Annotated in this window: 18 protein-coding genes and 2 pseudogenes; 18 read left to right on the top strand and 2 right to left on the bottom strand. The window is 30.1% G+C overall.

The annotated features are described in order from the left end of the window. Positions 1-35: 35 nt before the first annotated feature. Together L8X28_RS03470 and L8X28_RS03465 are read right to left on the bottom strand one after the other, a co-directional pair. Entirely contained in the window at positions 36-2,555 is a 2,520-nt protein-coding gene (locus L8X28_RS03470; protein WP_263665527.1) for a molybdopterin guanine dinucleotide-containing S/N-oxide reductase, read from the bottom strand. A 1-nt stretch (position 2,556) separates the two neighbouring features. Continuing rightward, on the bottom strand, positions 2,557-3,135 hold the full coding sequence (locus L8X28_RS03465) for a cytochrome c3 family protein (protein ID WP_133319461.1): 579 nt from the start codon (positions 3,133-3,135) through the stop codon (positions 2,557-2,559). 212 nt (positions 3,136-3,347) lie between these two features. On the opposite strand from L8X28_RS03465, the pseudogene L8X28_RS03460 reads away from it, so the two are divergent. The 18 genes and pseudogenes from L8X28_RS03460 (at position 3,348) to L8X28_RS03375 (ending at position 24,601) form a co-directional block, all read left to right on the top strand. Beyond that, positions 3,348-7,111 (top strand): annotated as a pseudogene (locus tag L8X28_RS03460) (Eco57I restriction-modification methylase domain-containing protein). Between the two features lie 14 nt (positions 7,112-7,125). Further along, positions 7,126-7,695: a hypothetical protein gene (locus tag L8X28_RS03455; protein ID WP_263665526.1), complete on the top strand. Its 570-nt coding sequence runs from the start codon at positions 7,126-7,128 to the stop codon at positions 7,693-7,695. 110 nt (positions 7,696-7,805) lie between these two features. Further along, positions 7,806-9,101: a pentapeptide repeat-containing protein gene (locus L8X28_RS03450; RefSeq protein WP_263665525.1), complete on the top strand. Its 1,296-nt coding sequence runs from the start codon at positions 7,806-7,808 to the stop codon at positions 9,099-9,101. A gap of 16 nt (positions 9,102-9,117) precedes the next feature. After that, complete coding sequence (locus tag L8X28_RS03445) at positions 9,118-9,288, top strand: hypothetical protein (protein WP_263665524.1); 171 nt, start codon at positions 9,118-9,120, stop codon at positions 9,286-9,288. Positions 9,289-9,386: 98 nt separating this feature from the next. Next, positions 9,387-11,200: pseudogene (locus L8X28_RS08405) on the top strand (pentapeptide repeat-containing protein). Positions 11,201-11,476: 276 nt separating this feature from the next. After that, complete coding sequence (locus L8X28_RS03435; protein ID WP_412175523.1) at positions 11,477-13,132, top strand: L-lactate permease; 1,656 nt, start codon at positions 11,477-11,479, stop codon at positions 13,130-13,132. Positions 13,133-13,138: 6 nt separating this feature from the next. After that, positions 13,139-13,879, top strand: coding sequence for a (Fe-S)-binding protein (locus tag L8X28_RS03430; RefSeq protein ID WP_115614003.1), 741 nt, complete (start codon positions 13,139-13,141; stop codon positions 13,877-13,879). Then, positions 13,876-15,291 carry a LutB/LldF family L-lactate oxidation iron-sulfur protein gene (locus L8X28_RS03425; protein ID WP_263665523.1) on the top strand — a complete coding sequence of 472 codons (1,416 nt, stop codon included), beginning with the start codon at positions 13,876-13,878 and terminating at the stop codon, positions 15,289-15,291. The genes L8X28_RS03430 and L8X28_RS03425 overlap by 4 nt, the downstream gene beginning before the upstream one ends. Further along, positions 15,284-15,934, top strand: a complete 651-nt coding sequence (locus L8X28_RS03420; protein ID WP_263661522.1) for a LutC/YkgG family protein — start codon at positions 15,284-15,286, stop codon at positions 15,932-15,934. Before L8X28_RS03425 ends, L8X28_RS03420 begins: the two co-directional genes overlap by 8 nt. A 198-nt stretch (positions 15,935-16,132) precedes the next feature. Beyond that, positions 16,133-18,076, top strand: coding sequence for a BCCT family transporter (locus L8X28_RS03415; RefSeq protein WP_263665522.1), 1,944 nt, complete (start codon positions 16,133-16,135; stop codon positions 18,074-18,076). Positions 18,077-18,119: 43 nt separating this feature from the next. Then, a complete protein-coding gene (locus L8X28_RS03410; protein ID WP_263665521.1) occupies positions 18,120-19,655 on the top strand; it encodes an ABC transporter substrate-binding protein in 1,536 nt (511 codons plus the stop codon). An 11-nt stretch (positions 19,656-19,666) separates the two neighbouring features. Continuing rightward, positions 19,667-20,605, top strand: a complete 939-nt coding sequence (locus L8X28_RS03405; RefSeq protein WP_318529631.1) for an ABC transporter permease — start codon at positions 19,667-19,669, stop codon at positions 20,603-20,605. Next, positions 20,598-21,374 (top strand): ABC transporter permease, encoded by a 777-nt coding sequence (locus L8X28_RS03400; protein ID WP_220566528.1) that lies wholly within the window; start codon positions 20,598-20,600, stop codon positions 21,372-21,374. The genes L8X28_RS03405 and L8X28_RS03400 overlap by 8 nt, the downstream gene beginning before the upstream one ends. Continuing rightward, entirely contained in the window at positions 21,371-22,144 is a 774-nt protein-coding gene (locus L8X28_RS03395; RefSeq protein ID WP_263665519.1) for an ATP-binding cassette domain-containing protein, read from the top strand. The genes L8X28_RS03400 and L8X28_RS03395 overlap by 4 nt, the downstream gene beginning before the upstream one ends. Further along, positions 22,128-22,796, top strand: a complete 669-nt coding sequence (locus tag L8X28_RS03390) for an ATP-binding cassette domain-containing protein (RefSeq protein WP_263665518.1) — start codon at positions 22,128-22,130, stop codon at positions 22,794-22,796. Before L8X28_RS03395 ends, L8X28_RS03390 begins: the two co-directional genes overlap by 17 nt. A gap of 118 nt (positions 22,797-22,914) precedes the next feature. Then, positions 22,915-23,334 carry an NAD(P)H-quinone oxidoreductase subunit 3 gene (locus L8X28_RS03385; RefSeq protein ID WP_263665517.1) on the top strand — a complete coding sequence of 140 codons (420 nt, stop codon included), beginning with the start codon at positions 22,915-22,917 and terminating at the stop codon, positions 23,332-23,334. Next, positions 23,313-23,810 carry a NuoB/complex I 20 kDa subunit family protein gene (locus L8X28_RS03380; protein ID WP_039619352.1) on the top strand — a complete coding sequence of 166 codons (498 nt, stop codon included), beginning with the start codon at positions 23,313-23,315 and terminating at the stop codon, positions 23,808-23,810. Before L8X28_RS03385 ends, L8X28_RS03380 begins: the two co-directional genes overlap by 22 nt. Then, positions 23,810-24,601: an NADH-quinone oxidoreductase subunit C gene (locus L8X28_RS03375; protein WP_263665516.1), complete on the top strand. Its 792-nt coding sequence runs from the start codon at positions 23,810-23,812 to the stop codon at positions 24,599-24,601. Before L8X28_RS03380 ends, L8X28_RS03375 begins: the two co-directional genes overlap by 1 nt.

The raw sequence follows: 24,601 nt of genomic DNA, 5'->3' as shown, positions 1-24,601 counted from the left end.
TCTTAGAAGAAATTATCTTCTAAGAAAGAGAATGTTTATACAGCGCCTTTTGGAGCTGTAAATGCTGTTATTTTAGGCGGTAATCCTTTATATTTTTCTATATTTACTAAGCCTGTATGAGAAATGTTTCCGTTTGCTAATTCAGAAGTTGGCATATCAATAGTTAAGACATTTACATTTCCGTATTTGCACATTCCTTCATCATTTGGATCATACCAGCCACCTTCGCATAATCTTACAACATTTGGCATAATGTCTTTAGTTACCACAGCACCTGCGAGAACTTGACCTCTTTTATTGAAAACTCTTACAATATCACCATCTTTGATTCCAAGTTTTTTAGCATCAATAGGGTTGATTAAGATAGGTTCTCTATCATTTACTGCATATTTTTCACGCAATGAGGTATGGCACATTTGAGAGTGAAGCCTATCTGTTGGATGATTAGTTAGTAGATGAAAAGGTGTTTCCTTGGTAGCATTTCCTAACCATTCTATCGGCTCCATCCACATTGGATGTGCTTTGCAGTCTTTATAGTTATACTTTTCGATAGTTTTTGAGTAAATTTCTATCAAGCCTGATTCAGTGCCTAGAGCATTTAAGATAGGATCTTCAATAAATTCAGAAAATCTCACCCATTCCATACTTTCTATAGTTGGAGAAAAAGTTATAGGCTCATTTTTAGCCCAAAATTCTTCAAAACTTGGCATTTTTGGCTCAAATACATCCCCATAAGCTTGAGTTTGTTTTAAAGCGCTATTGTAGTATTCTTTAATAAAATCTTTTGCTTTTTTACCATTTTCGGTATAAGCATTAAATACATCATCTCCATACACTTTACAAATATCAGCAAAAATTTCATAGTCATCTTTGCTCTCGCCTATTGGTAATACTGCTTGCTTCATTGGAGCTATATTCATATTAGAATAATCACCACTCATGGTAATATCATCTCGTTCATAAGAACTTGTGGTAGGCATTACAATATCTGCCATTTTCGCAGTTGGAGTCCAATAAATTTCATTTACAACTATAGTTCTTGGTTTTTGCCATGCTTTGATGTTAGTGTTTGTGTTTTGATGATGGACTATAGGATTTCCACCTGCCCAATAAATAAAGTCAATATCAGGATAGGTTATTTTAGAACCATTATTGTCTATAACTTTCCCAGGATTTAATAAAGCATCAGCTATTCTAGCTACAGGAAAAGAATAACTAGCAGTATTTTGTAACCATTCAGCACCACCTTGAGATTCTCCATTTTTTGGCATACCTTTAAATTTACCATTTTCCCAAATTCCCACAGCTCCTGCTGTAATACCTCCTATAACACCACCTTTGCATGATGGAACACCGCCATTACTATAGTGATAACTTAAGCCAAATCCACCACCTTTAGTGCCAATTTGACCAAGCATTGAAGCTAGGGTTATTAACATCCAATGAGGTTGCTCGCCATGATGAGCTCTTTGCATGCCCCAACCACTCATGATCATAGTAGGGTTATCATAAAAACTTTCAGCTAGTGTTTTGATGATTTTTTCATCAATTCCACAAATTTTACTTGCCCATTTTGTATCTTTTTTAATACCATCATTCTTGCCATCTAAATAAGCTTTGAACTTATCAAATCCACTTGTATAATTTTCTAAAAATTCATAATTGACTTTATTTTTTTCGATCAAATGACTAGCCATGCCTATCATCATAGCAACATCTGTATTTGGTTTTGGAGAGATCCATTGTGCATTTAAAAATTTAGCAGTTTCGGTTTTTATAGGATCTATACAAATAACCTTGATTTTACTATTTTTTAATTTTTCAAAGTAAGCAAGACCTCTTTGATCGTTTGAAGTCCAAGCTATTCTTAAAGTAGCGATAGGATTAGCACCCCAAATAACTACTATTTTAGAATGTTCTAAAATGTTTTCCCATGAAGTTTGCTGTTCATACACTTCAATAGAGCCTACAACATAAGGCATTATTATTTGAGAAGCTCCGGTTGAGTAATCTCCGGTAGTCCCTACAAAACCACCTGTGACATTTAAAAATCTATGGAGCAATATTCTACAATTTTGCATATTTCCACTAGATTTCCATCCGTAGCTTCCACCAAATATAGCTTGAGTTCCTTTTTGCTCTCTTGTTTTTTTAAGTTCTTTTGCTATAAGTTTTATAGCCTCATCATAACTTACACGCACAAATTCATCTTTTCCTCTAAGTTCAGGTTTTGGATTGTCGGGATTTTCAAGATAGCTTTTTCTAACATAAGGATATTTCACGCGCGATTTGTAGATCATATCTGCTGTATAGTGTTGTAAAGGATTGTCAATTTGTGTTACTTTTTCCCATGGCTCACTTTTAATTACCACACCATCTTTAATGGTAAGTTTTAAAATTCCCCAATGTGCTGCTGTTATCACACTTCCATTTTTTACTAAACCAGAATTTATTTGAGAAACTTCTATATTTTTACTCATGACCAAACTAGGAGCTAAAGGCAACACGCTTAACCCTGCTCCGATTTTTAAAAATTTTCTTCTATCAAGTCCCATTTTACTTTACCTCCTTAAAATCTTTTGCATTTTTTTGCAAATACTGTATTACTAGCCAATGATCTTTCTTATCAATTCCTGTTCTATTTACCATTGATCTAAAAGTAGCAGGCCAGCCATTAGCACTAAATTCACTTTCTTTATGAACGCTATGACAAATTCCGCAATTATTCATATAAAGCTCTTTAGCTTTTATAAACATTTCTTTGTTGCTTTTTGCAAAATCTTTCTTGTCAGTCCAAACTTCTATGGTAGCTTTATCCCATTTTCCATTTTTGCTTTTAGTATAAGTTTTAAAATCAAGTTTTGTATTTTTAGAAAATGCAGCAACTATGATTCTTTGACTATCGTTGTAATAAAGCACAGAAGGCGAAGCAGGATTAACATAGCCTGTGATCTTGACCAAAACTTTATTTCCATCAGTTTTTAATACTTCAAAAGGATTTGTGGGTAGCAATCTACCAACAGCTTTTGTGTCATTTTTGCTTAAGTAAAGTGAGCTTACTTCACTTGTAAAAAATTCATTTTTAGCGCAAACAAAAGAAACAAGCGCTAAACAGAAAACTAAAATTTTTCCCATTTTGCCTCCTTGATATTTTTAATATAAACTTATTGTATAACTTTAGTATTAAAATTTTCTTAGTATAAAAATATAAAAAATGCAATAATAAATATTATCTAATAATTTTTTATTAATTTTTAATTTATTTGTTTTTATATTTTCATAAAGTCTTTTCAATCCTTTAAAGTAAATTTTAGTAAAATATAAAATATTCTTTATAAAGGTTAAAAATGCACTTTACTTTGCTAAATGAAAAAGATTTTTTCAACCCCTACTACCGCAAAAAGCAAATTACACAAAATGAATTTGACACTTTTAGCAAGGCTTTAATGCAGTATATAAAAAGGCTTGAAAGCTCACAAAGTGAAAATGAAGATTATCTTGTAGCTAACACACTTAGTCCATTTTTAACCACTCTAAATTTCAAAACCCACATCAAAACCAAGCAAAAAGGCAAAAGCGAGATTGATTTAGCCATTGCTAAAGATGAGTTTAGCAAAGACTTAGAAGTTCTCATCGAAGCTAAAAAGCCCAACTCAAAAGAATTCATCATCCACGCAAAGCCAAATTCCAAAGCCTTGCATGAAGCCATTTTGTATTATTTTAGAAACAGAGAGCATAGCTTTAGTTTGAAATTTATCATCATCACAGACTTTTATAAATTCTACATTTTCAAAGCTAGTGAATTTGAAGAGCTTTTTTATAAAAACACAAGCTTTAAAAAGCTTTTTGAAGAATTTCAAAGCCCAAATTCACTTTTTAAAGGCAACACTGATGAATTTTACAAAGAAGCAAGCAAACTTATAGAAAATTCCAAAGAAAGCTTAAAAGGCTTTTTCATCGATTTAGCCTTTTTAAAAGACAAGCAAAAGTCAAATTTCAAAAATCTAGCAAGCATTTTTAAAACCTTTCATAGAGACTTTTTGCTAAATGAATTTAGCCCAAATGACGCAAACTCACTAAACAACGCATTCTATAAAGAGCTTTTATACATCCTAGGTTTAAGCGAGAGCAAACAGCTTTCTAAATTCATCATCACACAAAGTGAGCAAAGCAAACAAGCCCAAGGCACACTTTATCATCTCATAGCGAGCAAGCTTCCAAAGCATGACTTTGAAGAGGTGTTAAAATTCATCATACTTTGGCTAAACCGCATTTTATTTTTAAAGCTTATTGAGTCTAATTTAGTTAGATTTAACGATGATAAAACCCTTAAATTTCTAAACTATGAAAAAATTCCAAATTTTACTACCCTTTCACATCTTTTCTTTGATATCTTAGCTAAAGAAAAGCACACAAGGACGCAGAGTAAATTTAGCTATTTGCCTTATTTAAATTCATCACTTTTTGAAAAACAAGCCATCGAAAAAACCACACTAGAAATCGCCACTTTAGAAAATGACGCTTTGCTAGAGTATCACCCACACACGCAGTTAAAAGATGACAAAGGCAAAAGTAAAAAAGGCAAAGTAGGTTTGCTTGAGTATTTGTTTGAGTTTTTAGATAGCTTTGACTTTGGAGCAGATGAGCAAAGCGAAGAACTCATCAAACAAAAAGAACTCATCAACTCAAGCGTTTTAGGAAATGTCTTTGAAAAACTAAATGGCTACAAAGAAGGTAGTTTTTATACCCCAAGCTTTATTACTTCATATATGTGTAAAGCAAGTATAGAAAAAGTCGTGCTTGATAAGTTTAACCATACTTTTAAGCTAAATGCCACCAAGTTAAGCGAGCTAAGAACCCAGCTACGCCAAGAAAAAATCTCTCAAGAGCAAAAACTAGCCTTGCTAAATTCCATACGCATTTGCGATCCTGCAGTGGGAAGTGGGCATTTTTTAGTTTCAGCTTTAAATGCCATGCTTATGGTGCATTATGAGCTTGGTTTGTTTGAAGAGGACTTTTACCTAAGCGTGCAAAATGATGAAATTTTAGTGCAAAATCACAAAGGCCAGTTTTTAGAGTATAAACGCCCTGATTTTGACAAAGACAAAACCCACCTTTGCCAAAAAGAACTTTTCGAGCGTAAAAAAGACATCATAGAAAACAACCTTTTTGGAGTAGATATCAACCCAAACTCATGTGAGATCACTAAACTAAGGCTTTGGATAGAGCTTTTAAAACACAGCTTTTATGAAAGCTTTGATGATACAAACTATCATGATCTTAAAACCCTACCAAACATCGATATCAACATAAAATGCGGAAATTCGCTTATAAGTTATTTTGAAATTCACAAAAGCCTTTCTCACTACCCAAACATCAAAGAACGCATGGATAAATACAAACGCATAGTCAAAGACTACAAAGAAGGCTTTTACACCGACAAAACTCTCATCGCAAAAGAGATCAAAAACCTCAAAGAGTCTTTTAAAAATTTCTGCTTAAAAGACAAATTTGCCAAAGAGATCAAGCAACTTACCAACGGTGCTAATGAATACTCTAAAAAATACGGCGATTTTTTAGCACAAGATGAAAAAGATGAGAATTTTAGAGCATTTTTCTCTAAAAATATGTTTGAATTTGACTTTGATGAAAGTGCCGCTAAGAAAGAATTTAAAAAGCTTAAAAAGCTTTATGAGAGTATATTTGACTTAGAAAGTGCAAATCCTTTTGAATGGCGTTTTGAATTTAGCGAAGTGCTTGATGAGGGTGGGAATTTTCAAGGGTTTGATCTCATCATCGGTAACCCGCCTTACATCAGACAAGAAGACATCAAAGAACTAAAGCCAAATTTAGCCAAAAACTATAAAGTATATAAAGGCACAAGCGACATTTATACCTACTTTTATGAGCTTGGGTTTAATGTGCTAAAGCAAAATGGCGTTTTGTCTTTCATCACTTCAAACAAATACACAAGAGCAGGTTATGGAGAGCCTTTGCGTGAATTTTTACTTAAAAATACTACGCTTTTAGAATACATCGATCTAAATGGTATAAAAGTCTTTGATAGTGCCACGGTAGATACTTCCATACTAAGCTTTGAAAAAGCAAAAACTAAAGATAGTATCTTTAAGTACCTACCCCCAAACACCGAGCTTTTAAAAGAAAACGACTTTAACATAGAAAGCATTTTAGATTTTAACAAAATCGCACAAAATTCTTTAAGTAAAGAAAGCTTTACTTTTAATGATGAGGGCACAAACGCGCTAAAAGCAAAGATAGAAAAGCACGGCATTCCACTTAAAGACTGGCATGGGCTTAATATAAACTATGGCATAAAAACGGGCTATAACGAAGCCTTTATCATCACTACTGAAAAAAGAGATGAAATTCTAGCTAAATGCAAAGATGAAGCCGAAAAAGAACGCACCGCCAAACTCATACGCAAAATGCTACGCGGTAGAGATATAAAAAGATATAGTTATGAATGGGCAGGGCTTTGGGTAATCAACACTCACAATGGCTATAAAAGCAAAAGTGGAGAAAAGATAGAAGCAATAAACATAGATGAATACCCTAGCTTAAAACAGCATTTAAAGCCGTATTATAAAACTTTAGAAAAAAGAACTGACAAAGGAAAAACACCTTATAACCTTAGAAATTGTGCTTATTTGGAAGAATTTGAAAAAGAAAAGATAGTGTATAGTGAAATAGTAAGAAAACCACAATTTTATTTAGATACAAAGTTAAATTTTTACGCAGAAGCAACAAGTTTTATTTTAACAGGGGAAAATCTAAAATATCTCATTGCTTTTTTAAACAATGATTTTGTGGCTTTTATATTTAAAACATTTTACGCCGGTGGAAACTTAGGTGAAAATGGATTTAGATACAAAAAAGCATTTTTAGAAAGACTTCCTATACCAAAAATAATTCTAAAAATGAAAAACTAGCAAACGAGCTTATAAGCTTAGTCGATGAGATTTTAGTTTTAAAAGAGCAAGACAAAAACGCAAACACCAAAACCCAAGAAACCAAAATAAACTCTATCGTTTATAAACTTTACAACCTAAACGAAGAAGAAATAAAAATTATAGAGAATAATCAGAATTAATTTAGGATCGTAGCATGATTAGTTTTAAGCCTTTAATTTTCTTTATAGATGAATTACTATGCCAATTGGAAAATATAATAACTCAAAGACAAAATGAAAGATTTAGAGCAGATTTTTATATGTCTTTTGAATATTATAATCATAGAAATATATTTAAACACCCTATTACTATATGTAAAAATATTTATTTAGATATAATACAATCTCAAAATTTTATTTCTAGAGAGTTAAAATTGCATAAAACTCATATTACTTATGATTTTTATGCGAAAAGATTCATAGTTAGTAATTTTGAATCCGGCATAATTTTAAATCCTGAGTTATTAAAAAAATTTAATTTTATGTTTATAAATGGATTGATAAAAAATCAACTTTCGATTAATAATAAAGCCCATTTAGATAATCAATATTATGATAAATCAATACATTTTTTAGGCTGTCATTTTGATGAACATTTCACTATTTCTCAAGTCAATATCAAAAATGACTTTATTTTTGAACATGTTTTATTTAAAAATATGTTTATATATATTCTACAAAGACAAATCAAAATTTCACTTTTTTATTTAAAAATTGCACTATAAATACCATACATATGCAAAATAATACTTTTTTAAGTAACATTGAATTTATTCTCAATACGAAGATTTCAAATTTGGAATTATTTAGAAATAATTTTAATGGGATTCTTTCTGTGCAAGATTCCTTTATAGAAAATATCAATTTATACGAAAACGAGTTTAAAAACAAATGTTATTTTAAATATATTTGCTTTGGAGATAAAAAGTCTAAAGAGTCTAAGATAAATTTATCAAATGCAAATTTCCAAAATGATATTTATTTTGACAACTCTATTTTTTATAGTTATGCTGATTTTCACGCATGTGAATTTAATAAAATAGCTAGTTTTTACGGAGTAACTTTTGACAAAACTCCAAATTTTTCTCAAGTGATTTTTAAGGGAAATTTAAATGCCGTAAATACAAATTTAAATTTTATTTTTGATAATTTGCAAGAAAAAATAAATCAAGAATATGAAAAATTTAATGAAGACAAAAATGAACAATATCAAAAATCTTTAGATAAATTTGCAAATGATTTTAGAGATTCTTTTAGGGTTTTTAAAAATGCATTAATAAAAGATAATAATCTTTTAGAAGCTTCAAATTTTCATAAATATGAGCTTTATTGTAAAGAAATAGAATTAAATTCAAATGATATACTCTCAAAATATGAAAGAGATGAAGTTTTTGATAAGTTATCTTTGCGTCTTAAACAAAAAGTCGATTGGTGTTTGTTGTTGTTTTATAGAAAACTTAGCGATCATCATACAGATTTGCTTAAAGTGATAAATAATTGTTTTATATTGATAGCAGTATATTTTATATGTATATTTAATTTTACAAATATTGATTTTTTAGAGATAAAAGAAATTAATATTTTTTCTTTTTTAAAGTCATTTAGTTTTTATGGTGATGATAAAATTGTTGCAGCTGCTAAGATTTTTCCTTTATCTTGTTTGCTTTTATTGTTTCTTACTCCAATAATTATATTCATGGCTTCATTGTATTATAGTGACAAACAAAAAAGAAGTGTTATTTTTAAAAAAATTAAATTTAAAGTAGGCAAATTTTTATTGATTGCTATTATTTTTGCTGTGATGCAGTTAATGCTTTTTGTGATAAATTTCGGCTTATTTGTTCCTTTGATTAAAATAGTTGTTTTTTTGGGTATATTTTTTTTAGTGATTTGTATTGACTCTTTGTATTTAAGATATTATTGTGTTATATTAAGTTATATAAATTTTATTATAGTTATTGTGTATTATCCTATTGTTTTAAATCCACTTATAGGTAAAGTTTTAAACGATAAAATAAAAATTGAAGATCCGTTAGTAATGGTAATGACATTTACTTATACTATCTTAATGTTTTTGGTTCTTTTCTCACTCCAAAAAACTGCACGCAAAAACTCCATAGTGCCAAGCTGAAATATAGGAAGATAAAATGATAAAAGAAATATTTGAAAAAATAATTAATGTTTTAAATAAATGTTGTAAAAAAACACATCAGAATGGTAAGAATAAAGCTAATGAAGATAAAATTAAAGATGATTTATCTAAGATTCTAAAAGTAAAAAAGGACAATATATACACACCAAGTGATATAAAAAAATAAAAGAAATAAAAGAAATAAAAGAAATAAAAGAAATAAAAGAAATAAAAGAAATAAAAGAAATAAAAGAAATAAAAAAAACATTAGAATTAGTAGAATTAATAGATTCGACAGAGTTGAAAAAAGAAAATTTTAGGCAAAAAGATGAGCTATTCTTTGATGATGAAGAATGGTATCTGATTTGTGGTAAAAAAGATAGTAAAATAGATATGCTTTTATCATTTGATAAAATAAAGGATATTCCATATAATTTTATTTTTAAGAATTGCAATGTTAATTTATGTATTAATAAACCAAGGGATGTAGAAAAAAATAATGTAACGATAATTAAAAGTCATTTGTATTTTTACGATTGTATTATTGATAGATACGAAACAAAGATAGAAAATAATATTTTTGAGAAATCATTAAGTTTTTTTCAGTGCAAATTTAAAAGAAGTGTATTTATTCATAATAATACATTTTCAAGTCATTTGGTATTTTTAGACTGTCACGATAAGTACAATAAAAAAATTAAGTTTTTAAGTTTACAAGAAAACACATTTGAAAAGTATCTTTTTATAAAAAATTGTATTATAGAGGACATAGAATTATGGAAAAATAAAATTGAAGATAGAAGTTATTTTGTGGATAGTGAATTTGGAAACAAGGAAATAACAAAATTAGAATTTTCAAATTCCCATTTCGAAGATAATGCCTATTTTAACAATTCTAAATTTTATAGTTATGTTGATTTTCATGAGTGTGAATTTGAAAAAATAGCTTGTTTTTATGGAGTAATTTTTGATAAGGCTCCAAATTTTAGTGCTTGTTATTTTAAAGAACAAAAGGCTATAAATTTAACAAATGTCAATATAGATAAATTAGATTTTAAATCAATTGAAGATTATATAGAAGATAATTATCAAGATGAAGCTTATAAAAACAAAATTAAAAATATGCAAAATGAAGAAAAAGAAAAAATAAATCAGATCGATAACAAGCATAAATTAAGATGTGCTAAAAATTTAAAAGATTCTTTTAGGGTATAAGTCAAAATAATATTTTAGAGGCTCAAGAATGGCATAAACTAGAACTTTATGCAAAAGAAAAAGAAACTATGATAAAAGCTACAAGCATAAATGATAATATAGATTTTAAAAATACTACTGCAAAATTTTTAAAAGAAGAATTGTATAATTTTACTGAATGGATTAATTTTACATTATTGTTTATATATAGAAACACTAGTAATCATCACACAAGTTTTTTAAAAATACTTAATTTCACAGTTGTAATGATTGCATTGTATGCTTTGTTTCTTTTTTTGTTACAAAACGACAGTGTTGTTCAATCAGTTTTTGATTTTATAGTTACACCGGCTTTAGAAGCTCTTATTGTATGTTGTTATATTTTATTAGTTTCTTTTGTTAGTTTGGTGTTTTTTTGTAAAAAATGCCTGCGTTTTTTTATTGCAGCTTTGGCATATATTGGTTTTTTTGCTGTTTTAATTGAAAAACCACAATTTATCAACCTTTTTACAGGTGTTTTTTCATCAGAAAAACTTCATGAAAGTAAAATTGAAAAAGCCATTCAAGATTTAAATTCTAGTTCTATTCTAAATCTTGCAAAAATTTCTCATAAAGATTTTAACCTATCTTGGCATTATCAAGACATTTCTTTTGTAGAACTAGACGCGGCTAAGAAGTTAATCATAGAAAACAAAGATAATATCTTAGATTTAAAAGAACAAAATTTAACCATAGCAAAAGAATTTTTAGGTAAAAAATATACCGAAATTTCTAAAGCTATAAACCAAGATGAAATCACATCAAATGTCATAAAATCCACTAGTGTTTTATATAGTATTATACTTTTACTCTGTATATTCTCACTCCAAAAAACCGCACGCAAAAACTCCATAGTGCCAAGCTAAAAGCAAAATCATGCTTTTAGCTTTAAAGTGTGATGAAAAATTTGATTTAAAAATACTTTTGATATAAATATTTTTATTATATTTATATTTTGTTTCAAATATAAACAATACTTTATATTTCATTTGTAAAGTGTAAATTTTTGTTTTTATTAAAAGAGAATTTTTATACGAAATGTTACTCTTATACCCATATAGTTAATTTTTTCTAACAAAAATACACAAAAATAAAAATATTTGTTAAGCTAGATATTGGAAATTTTTATCAAAAGGAAAAATATGTGGCAACAAATATATAATCCATTTGACAACATACTTTTAAGTGCTTTGGTGGCTTTTTTGCCTATTTTGTGCTTTTTGCTTTCTCTTGTAGTTTTCAAACTCAAAGGCTATCAAGCAGGTTTTTTAACTCTTATTTTATCAAGTGTTGTGGCATTGTTTGCTTATGATATGCCGTTTTCTTTATTAGGTGCTAGCTTTATACAAGGTTTTGCAAATGGTATTTGGCCTATAGCTTGGATCATCATCGCGGCCATATTTTTATATAAACTTTCTATCAAATCAGGCTCGTTTGAAGTGATAAAACAAAGTGTTATGAGTATCACTCCAGATCATAGAATTCAAGTGATTTTGATTGGATTTTGTTTTGGTTCTTTTTTAGAAGGCGCTATAGGTTTTGGAGGGCCAGTGGCTATCACCGCTGCATTACTTGTAGGACTTGGGCTTAGACCATTATATGCCGCAGGACTTTGTCTCATAGCCAATACCGCTCCGGTAGCTTTTGGAGCAGTTGGAATTCCTATTATAGCGATGAGTAATCTAGCAGGTATAGAACAGCACGGTGTTTCAGCTATGGTGGGTAGAATGCTTGTGCCTCTTAGCTTGACTATACCATTTTTTATAGTATTTTTAATGGATGGTTTTAAAGGGGTTAAAGAAACCTTTCCTGCTATTTTTGTCGCAGCCGTTTCTTTTACTGCTACACAATTTTGGAGTTCAAATCATTTAGGCGCAGAACTTCCAGATATTATTTCAGCGGTTGTTTCTTTGTCTGTTACTACGATATTTTTAAAATTTTGGAAGCCAAAAAATATTTTTAGATTAGATGATGTAAAAGACTTTGAAAACTCACAAAAGCTAGAATTTAAAAAAGTATTTTTAGCTTGGATTCCTTTTATACTTTTGATTATTTGTATTATTATATGGACTCAACCTTGGTTTAAGGCTTTATTTGCTAAAGATGGAATATTAAATTTTATGCAATTTACTTTGAAATTTAATGAAGCCTTAGGAGCTATCATAAGTCCTGATATAGTTAATCCACAAATTACAAAAACAATGATTCCATCACATACTATAGATTTAGTAGCACAAGCAGGAACTGCTATTTTAGTGGCTGCTTTAATGAGTATTGTTGTGTTGAAAATAAAAATCAACGAAGCTACCGAGTGTTTTTGGGAAACTTTAAAAGAAATGGCCACTCCATGCTTAACTATAGGCTTAGTAGTTGCTTTTGCCTTTATAGCTAAAAATAGCGGTATGAGCACTACTTTAGGACTTGCTTTTTCAAATACAGGCGATGCTTATGCATTTTTTTCTCCCATCATAGGATGGATAGGTGTGTTTTTAACAGGTTCTGATACTAGTTCAAATTTGCTTTTTGGGACATTACAGCAAGTTAGTGCTCAAAAATTAGGAATTTCAGAAACTTTATTTTTAGCAGCAAATTCTGTTGGTGGAGTTGTGGGTAAAATGATATCTCCTCAAAGTATAGCGGTAGCTTGCGCAGCAGTTGGACTTGTAGGAAAAGAATCTGAATTGTTTAGATTTACTTTAAAATACTCAATAGGTTTTATAATTCTAATAGGAATTTGGACTTTTGTTATAGCATTTTTCTTCCACGGGATTATCCCTGAAGCAGTGCTTTTAAAATAAGGATTGATGATGAAAAAAGTGTATTTATTTGCTACTTGTTTGGGTAGTGCGATAATGCAAGAAAGTGTTTTAAACGCGGTTAGACTTTTAAGAAGAGAGGGGGTTGAGGTTATATTTAAAAAGCAGCAAACTTGCTGCTCTCAACCCTCATTTAATTCAGGGTATTTTAAAGAAAGTAAAAATATAGCTTTGCATAATATAAAACTTTTTACTCAAGATTATCCTATAGTAGTGCCAAGCGGTTCTTGTGCGGGGATGATGAGTCATGATTATTTAGAGCTTTTCAAAGATGATGAGCATTTTAACTTGGTAAAGGAATTTAGCTCTAGAGTGATTGATCTTAGTCAGTATTTAGATGAGGTTTTAAAGGTTGATTATGAAGACAAAGGCGAACCTATAAAAGTGACTTGGCACTCTAACTGCCATGCATTAAGAATTCAAAAAAGCATACAAGCGAGCAAAAATCTGCTAAAAAAACTCAAAAATGTGGAATTAATTCCTCTAGAATTTGAAGAAGAATGCTGTGGTTTTGGAGGAACTTTTTCTGTGAAAGAGCCTCAAATTTCAAATTCTATGGCACAAGAAAAAATCAAAGATATCCAAAATACAGGCGTAAAATATGTATTAAGTTCTGATGGTGGGTGTTTGATGAATATTGCAGGCACGATGAGTAAAATGGGGCTTGATATAAAAGGAATTCATTTGTATGATTTTTTAAACAAGCGTCTTGAAGGAGTTGCGATATGAAAATGACACATGAACAAATTGTGGATGTGAAAATTCATGATAAGCAAATGCGAGAGAATTTAAGATCTGCCATGCATACTTTGCAAAAAAATCGTTTAAAAGTTATAGATGAGAAATTTAATGATTGGCAAGGACTAAGATCTAAAGCTAAGCAAGCTAAAAACAATGCTTTATCAACTTTGCACGATAGGCTTTTAGAATTTGAACAAAATGCCACTAAAAATGGCATAAATGTCCATTGGGCGAGTTCTGATGAGGATGCCTGTGAGATTATATATGAATTAATGGTAGAAAAAAACATCGGTAAAATTCTAAAAGGTAAATCTATGGCTAGTGAGGAAATAGGTTTAAACCACTACCTAGAATCCAAAGGCTTAAAAGCCATAGAAACAGATTTAGGCGAACTTATATTGCAGTTAAATGATGAAACTCCCGTGCATATTGTAGTTCCAGCGGTGCATAAGAACCGCTATGAAATCGGTAAAATTTTTCAAGAAAAATTAGGCTCTAATTTAGAAAGTGAGCCAGAAAAGCTAAATTCTATTGCAAGAAAGCATTTAAGAGATGAATTTGAAGGACTTAAAATGGGGCTTAGCGGAGTAAATTTTGCTATGTCTAAAGAAGGCGCTTTTTGGCTTATAGAAAATGAGGGAAATGGTAGGATGTGCACCACAGCAAGTGATATACATGTAGCACTTTGTAGTATAGAAAAAGTTATGGAAAGCTTTGAAGATGCTGCCACTATGGTGTCTTTACTTACTCCATCAGCTACGGGTCAATTTATACCAACTTATAACAATATCATTACAGGACCTAGAAAAAATGGAGATTTAGATGGCCCAAAAGAAGTGCATATTATTCTTTTTGATCATAATAGAAGCAAAATGCTAAATGATGAAGATTATTATGAAGCTTTGCGTTGTATAAGATGTGGGGCTTGTATGAATTTTTGTCCTGTGTATGATAAAATAGGCGGCCATACTTATCAAAGTGTATATCCAGGGCCGATTGGAGAAGTCATAAGTCCTAATCTTTTTGGTATGCAAGAAAATGGTGATATTCTTACTTTTTGCTCGCTTTGTGGAAGATGTTCTGAAGTTTGTCCGGTAAGAATTCCTCTTGCGGATTTAATACGCAAATTAAGAGCAGCAAAAGTAGGTCAAGGAAGTTTTGATAATATCACTCCAAATACTGCTGAAGCTATGGCATTTAAGATTTTTGAAAAAGTAGCTACAAGTCCTATTATTTGGAAAAATACTTTAGCAAATTTACATAATTTTAATTGGCTTTTGCAAAAAGGAAAAAATTCTTTACCAGTAGTTAAAAAATGGAGTGCTTATAAGGAATTTCCACAAATAAAACTTGATCTTTATAAAGAACTTGAAAATATGCAAGGAGTAAAGTGTGAGTAGAATAAATGAAATTTCTTCACAAAGCAAAAAAGCTATTTTGGATAAGATTAAAAATACACATTTATCTTTTGAAAAAATTCCGACTATGGATCCTATAGAGCATATCAAAACAAGTGATGATATGTATAGTGAGTTAAAAGAAAAAATGAGTGCAAATAAATACATAGTAGAAGAAAGCTCGTTAGAAAAATTAGAAGAAAAAGTCAATCAAATTGTTAAAAGTTATGGCTATAAAAGTCTTATTTATCCTGATAATTTAAATTTAGATATAAATAAAATTGAAGCCGAAAAAAAGACTTGTTTTAATCAAGAGATTGAAAAAATACGAAAAGAAGTTTTTCATAGTGATTTTTCTATCATCCAAGCAAGAGTTGGAGTAAGTTCACATGGAGTTGCTTTAGTTTTGTCTGATAAAACTCAACCAAGAATGCTTTCTTTGGCTCCTATGCTTTGTATTGTTTTATTAAAAAAAGAAAATATTGTAAAAAGCATTAGCCAAGCATTGAATTTAGTAAAAGAAGAAAATGAAATTTTACCTAGCAATATTTTGTTTATAGCAGGGCCATCAAGAACTGCAGATATTGAACTTATCACTGTTTTTGGAGTTCATGGATCTCAAAAGGTTCATATTATACTTTATTGATTTATTTAGAATTTGCACTTAGTGTAAATTCTAAAATCACCTTCAAATCAAAAATTAACTTCTTGGTTTTTAAAACATTAATTAAATTATATTTTTATCAACCTTCGCTATTTTATTGATTTTAGTTATATTTAAGATATTTTTTGACATAGTAAAAAAGGTATTAACTTAAATTTTAAAACTATAAAAAGGAAAATCATGTTAAAAACAAGTTTTAAAAAGGCAGTATTTTTACCAAGTATTAGTATTATAGTTGTTTTAAGCCTTAGTTGTATTTTCTTGCCTAAACTTACAAATGATTTTATCAATCATATAAAAAGTGGAATTTTTGCAAATTTTTCATGGTTTTATATATTAAGCGTGAGTTTTTTTGTGTGTTTTATGCTCGCACTTGCACTTTCAAAATTTGGCGATATTAAACTCGGCGATGATGATGAAAAACCTCATTTTAAATTTACTTCTTGGCTTGCTATGCTTTTTGCTACGGGTATGGGTGTGGGGCTTATGTATTTTGGTGTGGCTGAACCTCTCATACATAAAAAAGCCTTGCAAACAAGCGATGAAGAAGCTATGCTACATACTATCTTTCACTGGGGAATTCACCCATGGGCTATTTATGGAGTGTGTGCTTTGGCTATGGCGTATTTTGGTTTTAGATATAAAATGCCTCTTAGTTTGCGTAGTGCTTTTTACCCTTTACTTAAAGATAAAATTTATGGTTTTTGGGGAAATTTAGTTGATATGCTTGCTTTAATTGTCACGGTTTTTGGCATTAGTACCACACTTGGTTATAGTGCATCTCAACTAAATGCGGGCTTTTCAAATTTGGGTATTTTAAACGGACAAAGCTTTTTAGAACAAAGCGTGATTATAATCATCATTATTTCTTTGGCCACGCTCTCATCGATTAGTGGCTTAACAAAGGGTTTAAAAATTTTAAGTGAAGCAAATTTAGTTTTTGCAGTGTGTTTAATGCTTTTTGTGCTTTTTTCAACAAATACCATTCAAATTCTTTCACAATTTAGCTCTAATATTGGAAATTATTTGCAAAATTTAATTTCTTTGAGCTTTAAGACTTATTATTATGAAAAAGAACATATAGAATGGTTTAATAATTGGACTATTTATTATTGGGCTTGGTGGCTTAGTTGGGCGCCTTTTGTGGGCTTTTTCATTGCTAAGATTTCTCGTGGTAGAACGATAAGGGAATTTATTTTTGGCGTGCTTGTAGTGCCTACTAGTTTTAATATACTTTGGTTTAGCATTTTTGGCAATAGTGCTTTAAATTTCAATGATATTTTAAGTCCTTTTACTTCAGCACCTGAAAGTTTGCTTTTTTATTTTTTACAAAATTTTTCTTTTTCTTATTTTAGTTCTTTGCTTGCGCTTTTGGTTTTAGCTTTGTTTTTCATCACTTCAGCAGATAGTGGGATATTTGTGTTAAATTCTTTAAGTAGTGGTGGCGCTCATGAGCCATACAAATGGCAAAATATCCTTTGGGGTTCTTTGCTTGCGCTTTTAGCTACTTCTTTACTGTATTCAGGCGGCTTGGGGGCGATTTTAAGTATCACTATGATAGTGGCTTTACCTTTTGCATTTTTGCTTTGTTTGATGTGTTTTTCATTGCTTAAAGGCTTAATTGTAGATGTGAATTACTCTTTAACTAAGCTTAGTCAAAGTAGTGTGTATTTTACAGGAGAATTTTGGAAAGAAAGACTTGCTAGAATTTTAAAACAAAGCAAAGAACAAGACATACAAAATTTCTTAAATACCAAAGTTAAAAATGCTATGGAATCACTCAGCCAAAGTCTAAAAAACTACGGCTTGAAAACACAGATCGTTCAAGAAAAATCAAGTATAAGTTTGATTATAAAAAAAGAATTTGCAAAAGATTTTATCTATGGAGTGCAAGTGGTAAAAAAACAAGCAAGTCAAAGCATAATCGATGATAAATTTATGCCAACTTATTCTAAAGAATTTATCTTTGAGCCACAAACTTTCTTTGCTGATTCGCGTAATGGTTATAATATAGAGTATTTAAACGAGCAAGAAATCATCGTAGATATACTAAAGCAATATGAGAGGTATTTGCAACTTTTATTTGATGATAAAAATGAAATTTTTACCAAAGCTTATGATTAAAAAGCGTTATAATTACACTTTATTCTTATAAGAAAGGCCTTTTATGTTGAGATTTTTTTTAATGTTTTTTTGTGCTTTAAATCTTTTTGCTATTACACCAAAAGATACGATCGTTATAGCAGTGGAAAATGAGCCAGAGCGTATAAATCCGCTTTTTAGTGAAGATCATGATGTGGCAATTGCTCTTGTGTTTTCAGGACTTACACGCTTTGATGAAAATATGAGCTTAGCGCCTGATCTTGCTAGATCTTGGAAAGTTAGTAAAGATGGGCTTGTTTATGAATTTACTTTAAGAGATGATATATTGTGGCATGATGGGACTAAATTTAGTGCCAAAGATGTGGAATTTAGTATAAATGCTTTAAAAGATGAGAAGTTAAATTCACCCTCAAAGGTAAATTTTGACGCAGTTAAAGAAGTAAAAATCATTGATGATTATCATTTGATTATCACACTTTCAAAGCCTTTTCCTGCATTTTTAGACGCTTTGAGTGTGGGAATTTTACCAAAACATTTACTTGAAAAAGAAAATTTAAATACTACTAAATTTAATCAAATGCCTATAGGAACAGGACCATATAAGCTAAAACAATGGAAAAAAGGTCAATACATGATCTTAGAAGCAAATGAAAATTATCATTTAGCTAAGGTAAAAACACCAAAACTCATACTAAAACATATTAAAGATCCAAGTATTAGCGCTATTGAGCTTAAAAATGGTTCTATTAATGTAGCTTTAGTCGATTTTGCTCTAGCTTCAAATTTTGCAAATGATAAAAACTTTAAAATGCTTATAGAGCCTTCGGCTGATTATCGTGCTTTGATGTTTAATTTTAATCATGAGTTTTTAAAAGATCAAAATGTGCGTTTAGCACTAAATTATGCTATCGATAAGAAAGCTATTGTGGATTCTCTTTTGCATTCTTTTGGAAAAGTAGCAAATCATCCTTTGGAAAAATCATGGGCAAATCCTAAAGAATTTGCAACTTATACTTATGATGTAAAAAAAGCAAATGAGCTTTTAGCAAAAGCAGGCTTTGTGAAAAACAAAAATGGAATTTTAGAAAAAAATGGCAAAGAATTTAGCTTTGAAATGTATGCTATGAGTGAAGATCCACTAAGAATAGCTTTGGTAAATATCTTACAAAGTGAGTTTTTAAAGCTTGGTATTAAGGCAAAGGCAGTTGCTAAGCCGAGTGGAAGTTTTGACTATACTAAGATTGACAGCTTTTTGGTTGGTTGGGGTAGTCCTTATGATCCTGATTTTCATACCTTTAGAGTTTTTGAAAGCTCTCAAGATAGTGCTTTAAACTCTAGTGGATGGAATTTTGGTCATTATCAAAATGCTAAAGTTGATGAAGCTCTGATAAAAGCTAGAAATTCGCTTGATGTAAATGAAAGAAAAAAATACTATAAAGAATTTATTGACGCTTTATATAAAGATCCTGCATTTTTATTTATAGCTTATATTGATTATCCTTTAGTTTTTGCTAAAAATATCCAAGGTATAAAACCTCATATTTTAGGTCATCATGGGGTAGGTTTTACTTGGAATGTTTATGAGTGGAGCAAAAATTAGTGCTAAAACTCATTTTTAAACGCCTTTTATGGGCGTTTTTTTTGATGATTTTTGCAAGTTTTTTATGTTTTGCGATGATTTATTATGCTAAAGGAAGTGTGGTTTTTGCTAGTGTGCCTCAAGGAACTAGCCTTAAAATAAAAGAAGAAATTGAGCATAATTTAAATTTAGACAAGCCTTTATTAGAGCAGTATGAAAATTGGCTTTTTAATGCCATGAAAGGCGACTTTTCCTACTCTTTAATCAGCGGAGAAAAGGTTAATGAAATTTTAAAAGAAAAACTTCCCTATACCATCATACTAGGAAGTTTGGCTTTTTTGGTGCTTTTTGTGTTATCTTTGGTTTTGGCACTTTTTTGCGTTCTTTATAAAGATAGTTTTTTGGATAAGATTATTACCTTTTCAACGATGAGTTTTTTTGCATTGCCTGCTTTTTCTTTATCGCTAATGCTTATTTTAGTTTTTGCTGTATTTTTTAAGCTTTTTCCAAGTTCGGCTATTGCTGATATTGGCTTTGAAGATGATGTTTTTAATCGTTTGTGGCATTTGTTTTTACCAGTATGTGCTTTAGTGCTTTCACATTTAGCTGTTTTTGTGCGTTTTATAAGGACAAGTTTGATTGATAGTTTAAATCAGGGCTTTATAGAAAGTGCTTTCGCAAGAGGACTTAGTAAAAAAAGAATTTATTTGCATTTTGTATTAAAAGATGCTTTTGCTTCTATACTCGCGTATTTTGGTGCTTCCTTTGTGAGTTTTTTAATGGGAACTTATATAGTAGAAAGTGTGTTTTCTTATGAGGGTGTTGGAAATTTAGTGATTAAAAGTATATTGTTTAAAGACTATCCTGTGGTGCTAGCTGTGGTAATTTTTAGCATTTTAGTGGTAGTGCTTGTAAATTTGATCGTAGAGATAATTTGCAAGATGATTAATCCAAGGTTTGCTAATGCGTAAGTTTTATGTGATGATGATTTTACTAAGTTTTATTTTAGCGCTTTTTGTACCTTTAATAAGTTCTTATGATCCTAGTTTAGTGGATTTAAGCAAGGCTAAAATAGCCCCAAATTTAAGTCATATTTTTGGCACAGATTTACTTGGTAGAGATGTTTTTACGCGTATTTTATATGCCTTGCGTATTTCTTTATTTGTAGGGGTAATGGCGGCATTTTTTAGCGTGCTTTTTGCTTGTGTTTATGTGTTTTTAACAAGATTTTTTGCTTATGCCTTTTTTGCTAGAGTGCTTGATATGCTTTTGGCTTTACCTTCTTTACTTGTGATTATGTTTTTTCAAAGCTTTTTGGCAGGATCTTTGTGGAGTATGATTTTTATCATCGCTTTGGGGCATTTTGCTTTTGTGGCAAAAGTACTTGATACTCAGCTTAATAAATTTCAAAAACTTGAGTTTTATCAAAATGCTATCATTCTAGGCTCTAGTAAGATGAAAGCTTTATTTAGTGAGCTTTTACCTGCTTGTTGGAATTTGCTTTTTGTGCTTTTTGTTTTAAATATTGCTCATGCTATTACAAGTGAAGCTACTTTAAGCTTTTTTGGCTTGGGCGTAGAGCTTTGGACTCCAAGTTTAGGAAATATGTTAAATGAAGCAAGTAAGGCTGTGTTTTTAGGGTTTTGGTGGATGATAGTTTTTCCAGTAGCCTTTATACTTATGCTTATCCTACCTTTGCTTGCTTTGGGTAATGACTTACAAGAAGAGATTAAAGCATGATAGAAATTGCAAATTTAAATCTTAGTTTTAAAGATAAGATCTTATTAAAAGATATAAATCTTAATTTAGAAGATGGTAAAGCTTTGGCTATCATGGGTAAAAGTGGAGCGGGAAAAAGCTTGCTTTTAAAAAGCATGATTAAGCTTTTTGATAAACACTATAAGCTTAATGCACAAAAATTTAGGATAGATCAAAAAGATATTTTAATTTTAAAAGAAAAAGAGCTAAATATTTTAAGAACTAAGGTAAATTTACTTTTTCAAGATGTTTATGGGAGTTTTTATCCTCTTGTTGATATAGGGAGTTATTTTAATATAGTTTTAAAAACTCATACTAATTTAAGCACAAAAGAGATTAAAGAAAGAGCCTTTTATTATTTTGAGTGTTTAGGGCTTAAAAATCATGATCTTTTATGGCATTCTTTTATATATCAGCTAAGTGGTGGTATGGCAAGACGCATTCAAATAGCTCTAGCTTTACTAAGCGAGGCTAAGTATTTATTGTGTGATGAGATTACAAGCTCACTTGATAGAGCTAATGAAGAAAAAATCATCGCTATTTTAAAAGAGTTAAAAACACAATTTAAAAATCTCATTTTCATTACTCATGATATAAATTTAGCTAAAGAGCTTTGTGATGAGGTGGCTATCATAGAAGATAAAACTTTGATTTATCAAATGCCCGTGAAAGAGTTTTTAAGCAATCCAAAAGGTGTTTTTGCTAAAGAATTGTTAAATTATTTTGAGAATGAGAATGTTTTTAGAAGTTAAAAATTTAAGCAAATCTTATAAATTTAAAAAACATTGGTATTTAAAGGAAGAGGAAATTTTTGTTTTTAAAGATGTGAGTTTTTCTTTAAATCAAAATGAAAATTTATTGCTTTGTGGGGAAAGTGGTAGTGGTAAAAGCACTTTAGCTAAAATTCTTTGTATGCTTGAACGCGCAAATACTGGAGAAGTTTTGTTTGAAAATGAAAATATATTAAATTTAGATTTTAACGCTCAAAGAAAATTACGCCAAAAAATTCAATATATTTTCCAAGATCAAAAGTTAGCTTTAAATCCTTACAAAAGTGCCAAAAGACTTTTGATTGATGTGTATGAAAATTTTAAACTTAAGCCCGATTTTGGAGAGCTTTTTAAACTTTTTGATGCTTTTGAGCTTGAAAAAGATATTTTAAATTTAAAACCTTCTAAATTAAGTGGCGGTCAAAGCCAAAGATTAGGTTTGATTAGAGCTTTGCTTTTAAAACCAAAATTGCTTATTTTAGATGAAATCACAGCAGCACTTGATATACCAACTGCTTGTAAAATTCTAAATTATTTATATGCTTTTCAAAAAAAATACGATATTACTTATATTTTTATTTCTCATCAGGAAAAAATCTTACAAGATATTTGCCATAAAAAAATGTATTTATAATAAAGATAAAAACTGTTTCATTTTGAAATACATAAAAATTTATTTTTTTGATAATAAGTTTTTATATAGCTAAATTGAAGTAAAATAAATTTAATTATGCTTAAATAAAAGGTTTATTATGACGCACGCAACTATAGAGCATCAATACTTTGGCATCTTTGCAATGCTTGTTATTGCAAGTGTTATATTTTTTACTTTGGTGTATATTTCTTCTAAAATAGGCTCTAAGCTAGCTTCTCATAATAGAAAAAAACTTGGACTAGGAATTTATGAGTGTGGGCCTATAGCTTCTAAACAAGCAAATAAAATCAATTCTCAATTTTTTGTTTTTGCATTGATTTTTATTTTGCTTGATATTGAAGTGGTGTTTTTATTTCCTTGGGCGGTGATTTTTAAAGATTTAACCGCAGAACTTTCAAAATATGGCTTATCTTTATTCGCCTTAGTGGAAGTGTTTGTTTTTATTTTATTACTTGCAGTAGGCTTTTTATATGCTTATAAAAAAGGAGCATTTGCATGGCAGAGTATCAAAAAATGAGTAATGCGCCAGTTGTTTTAACTACGGTTGATAAGTTAGTGCAATGGGGTAGAAGTAATTCTTTATGGGCACTATCTTATGGACTTGCCTGTTGTGCTATTGAAATGATGGCAGCAGGTGGTGCAAGATATGATTTTGATAGATTTGGAACAATTTTTAGAGCAAGTCCAAGACAATCTGAAGTAATGATTATAGCGGGTACTTTAAGTAAAAAACATGCTGAATTTACAAGAAGACTTTATGATCAAATGCCTGATCCTAAATGGGTTATTTCTATGGGTTCTTGTGCAAATACCGGCGGTATGTTTAATACCTATTCTACTGTCCAAGGAGTGGATAGGATTATTCCTGTTGATATTTATGTGCCAGGCTGTGCCCCGCGTCCTGAAACTTTTCAATTTGCTTTGATGATTTTGCAAAAAAGAATTCGTAAAGAAAAAGCAAGCAGAAAAATAGCTCCAAAAAGGCTTATATGATGAGAAAATATAGCGATAAGAAAAATGCTCAGTTAAAAAATTATTATGAGGATAGATTTTACCATGCACCTGCAACTAAAAAACTAAGCACAGAGGGTAGTGTTTTTGAGAATGATCATCAAATTTTAAGTCAAGAATTTGAGTTAAAAAATTCTTTTATAGAGCTTGATTTTTGGGTGATTGAGATAAACAAAGATGATAATGTTGCTATTCTTGATAAGCTTAAGAATTTAGGTTATAGCTGTTTTACTGACGCAAGTGCGATTGATTTTGTCGCTCAAAAACAGGGTTTTGAAGTATATTATCAGCTTTTAAATATGGAGAAAAATTTAAGAGTGAGAATAAAAACTTTCGTTGGTTTAAAAGAAAGGCTTCAAAGTGTTATGAGCGTTTTTAAGGGTGCTAATTGGTGTGAGAGAGAAATATATGATATGTTTGGAATTTTCATCATCAATCATCCGAACTTAAAAAGACTTTTAATGCCTGATGATTGGTATGGATATCCTTTTTTAAAAAGCTATCCTTTGCATGGTGATGAATTTGCTAAATGGTATGAGATAGATAAAATTTTTGGTAAAGAATACCGCGAGGTTGTAGGTGAAGAAAATAGAGATCCAGGTTTTGTAGATGAAAAAGACACGCTAAACTTTAGTAGAATTTATCATGAGGTTGGTAAAGGCGAAGCTCCAAGAGAGGATAAATACCTACAAGAATATCAAGAAGAAGGTGGCGTGCCTTTTGTTAAAAAAGCCAAAAGAACGCAAGTAAAAATTTTAGATAAGAGAAGATAA

The organism is Campylobacter sp. CNRCH_2016_0050h (assembly GCF_025772605.1).
Taxonomy (GTDB): domain Bacteria; phylum Campylobacterota; class Campylobacteria; order Campylobacterales; family Campylobacteraceae; genus Campylobacter_D; species Campylobacter_D lari_D.
This window is presented reverse-complemented; position numbering and strand designations above follow the sequence as displayed.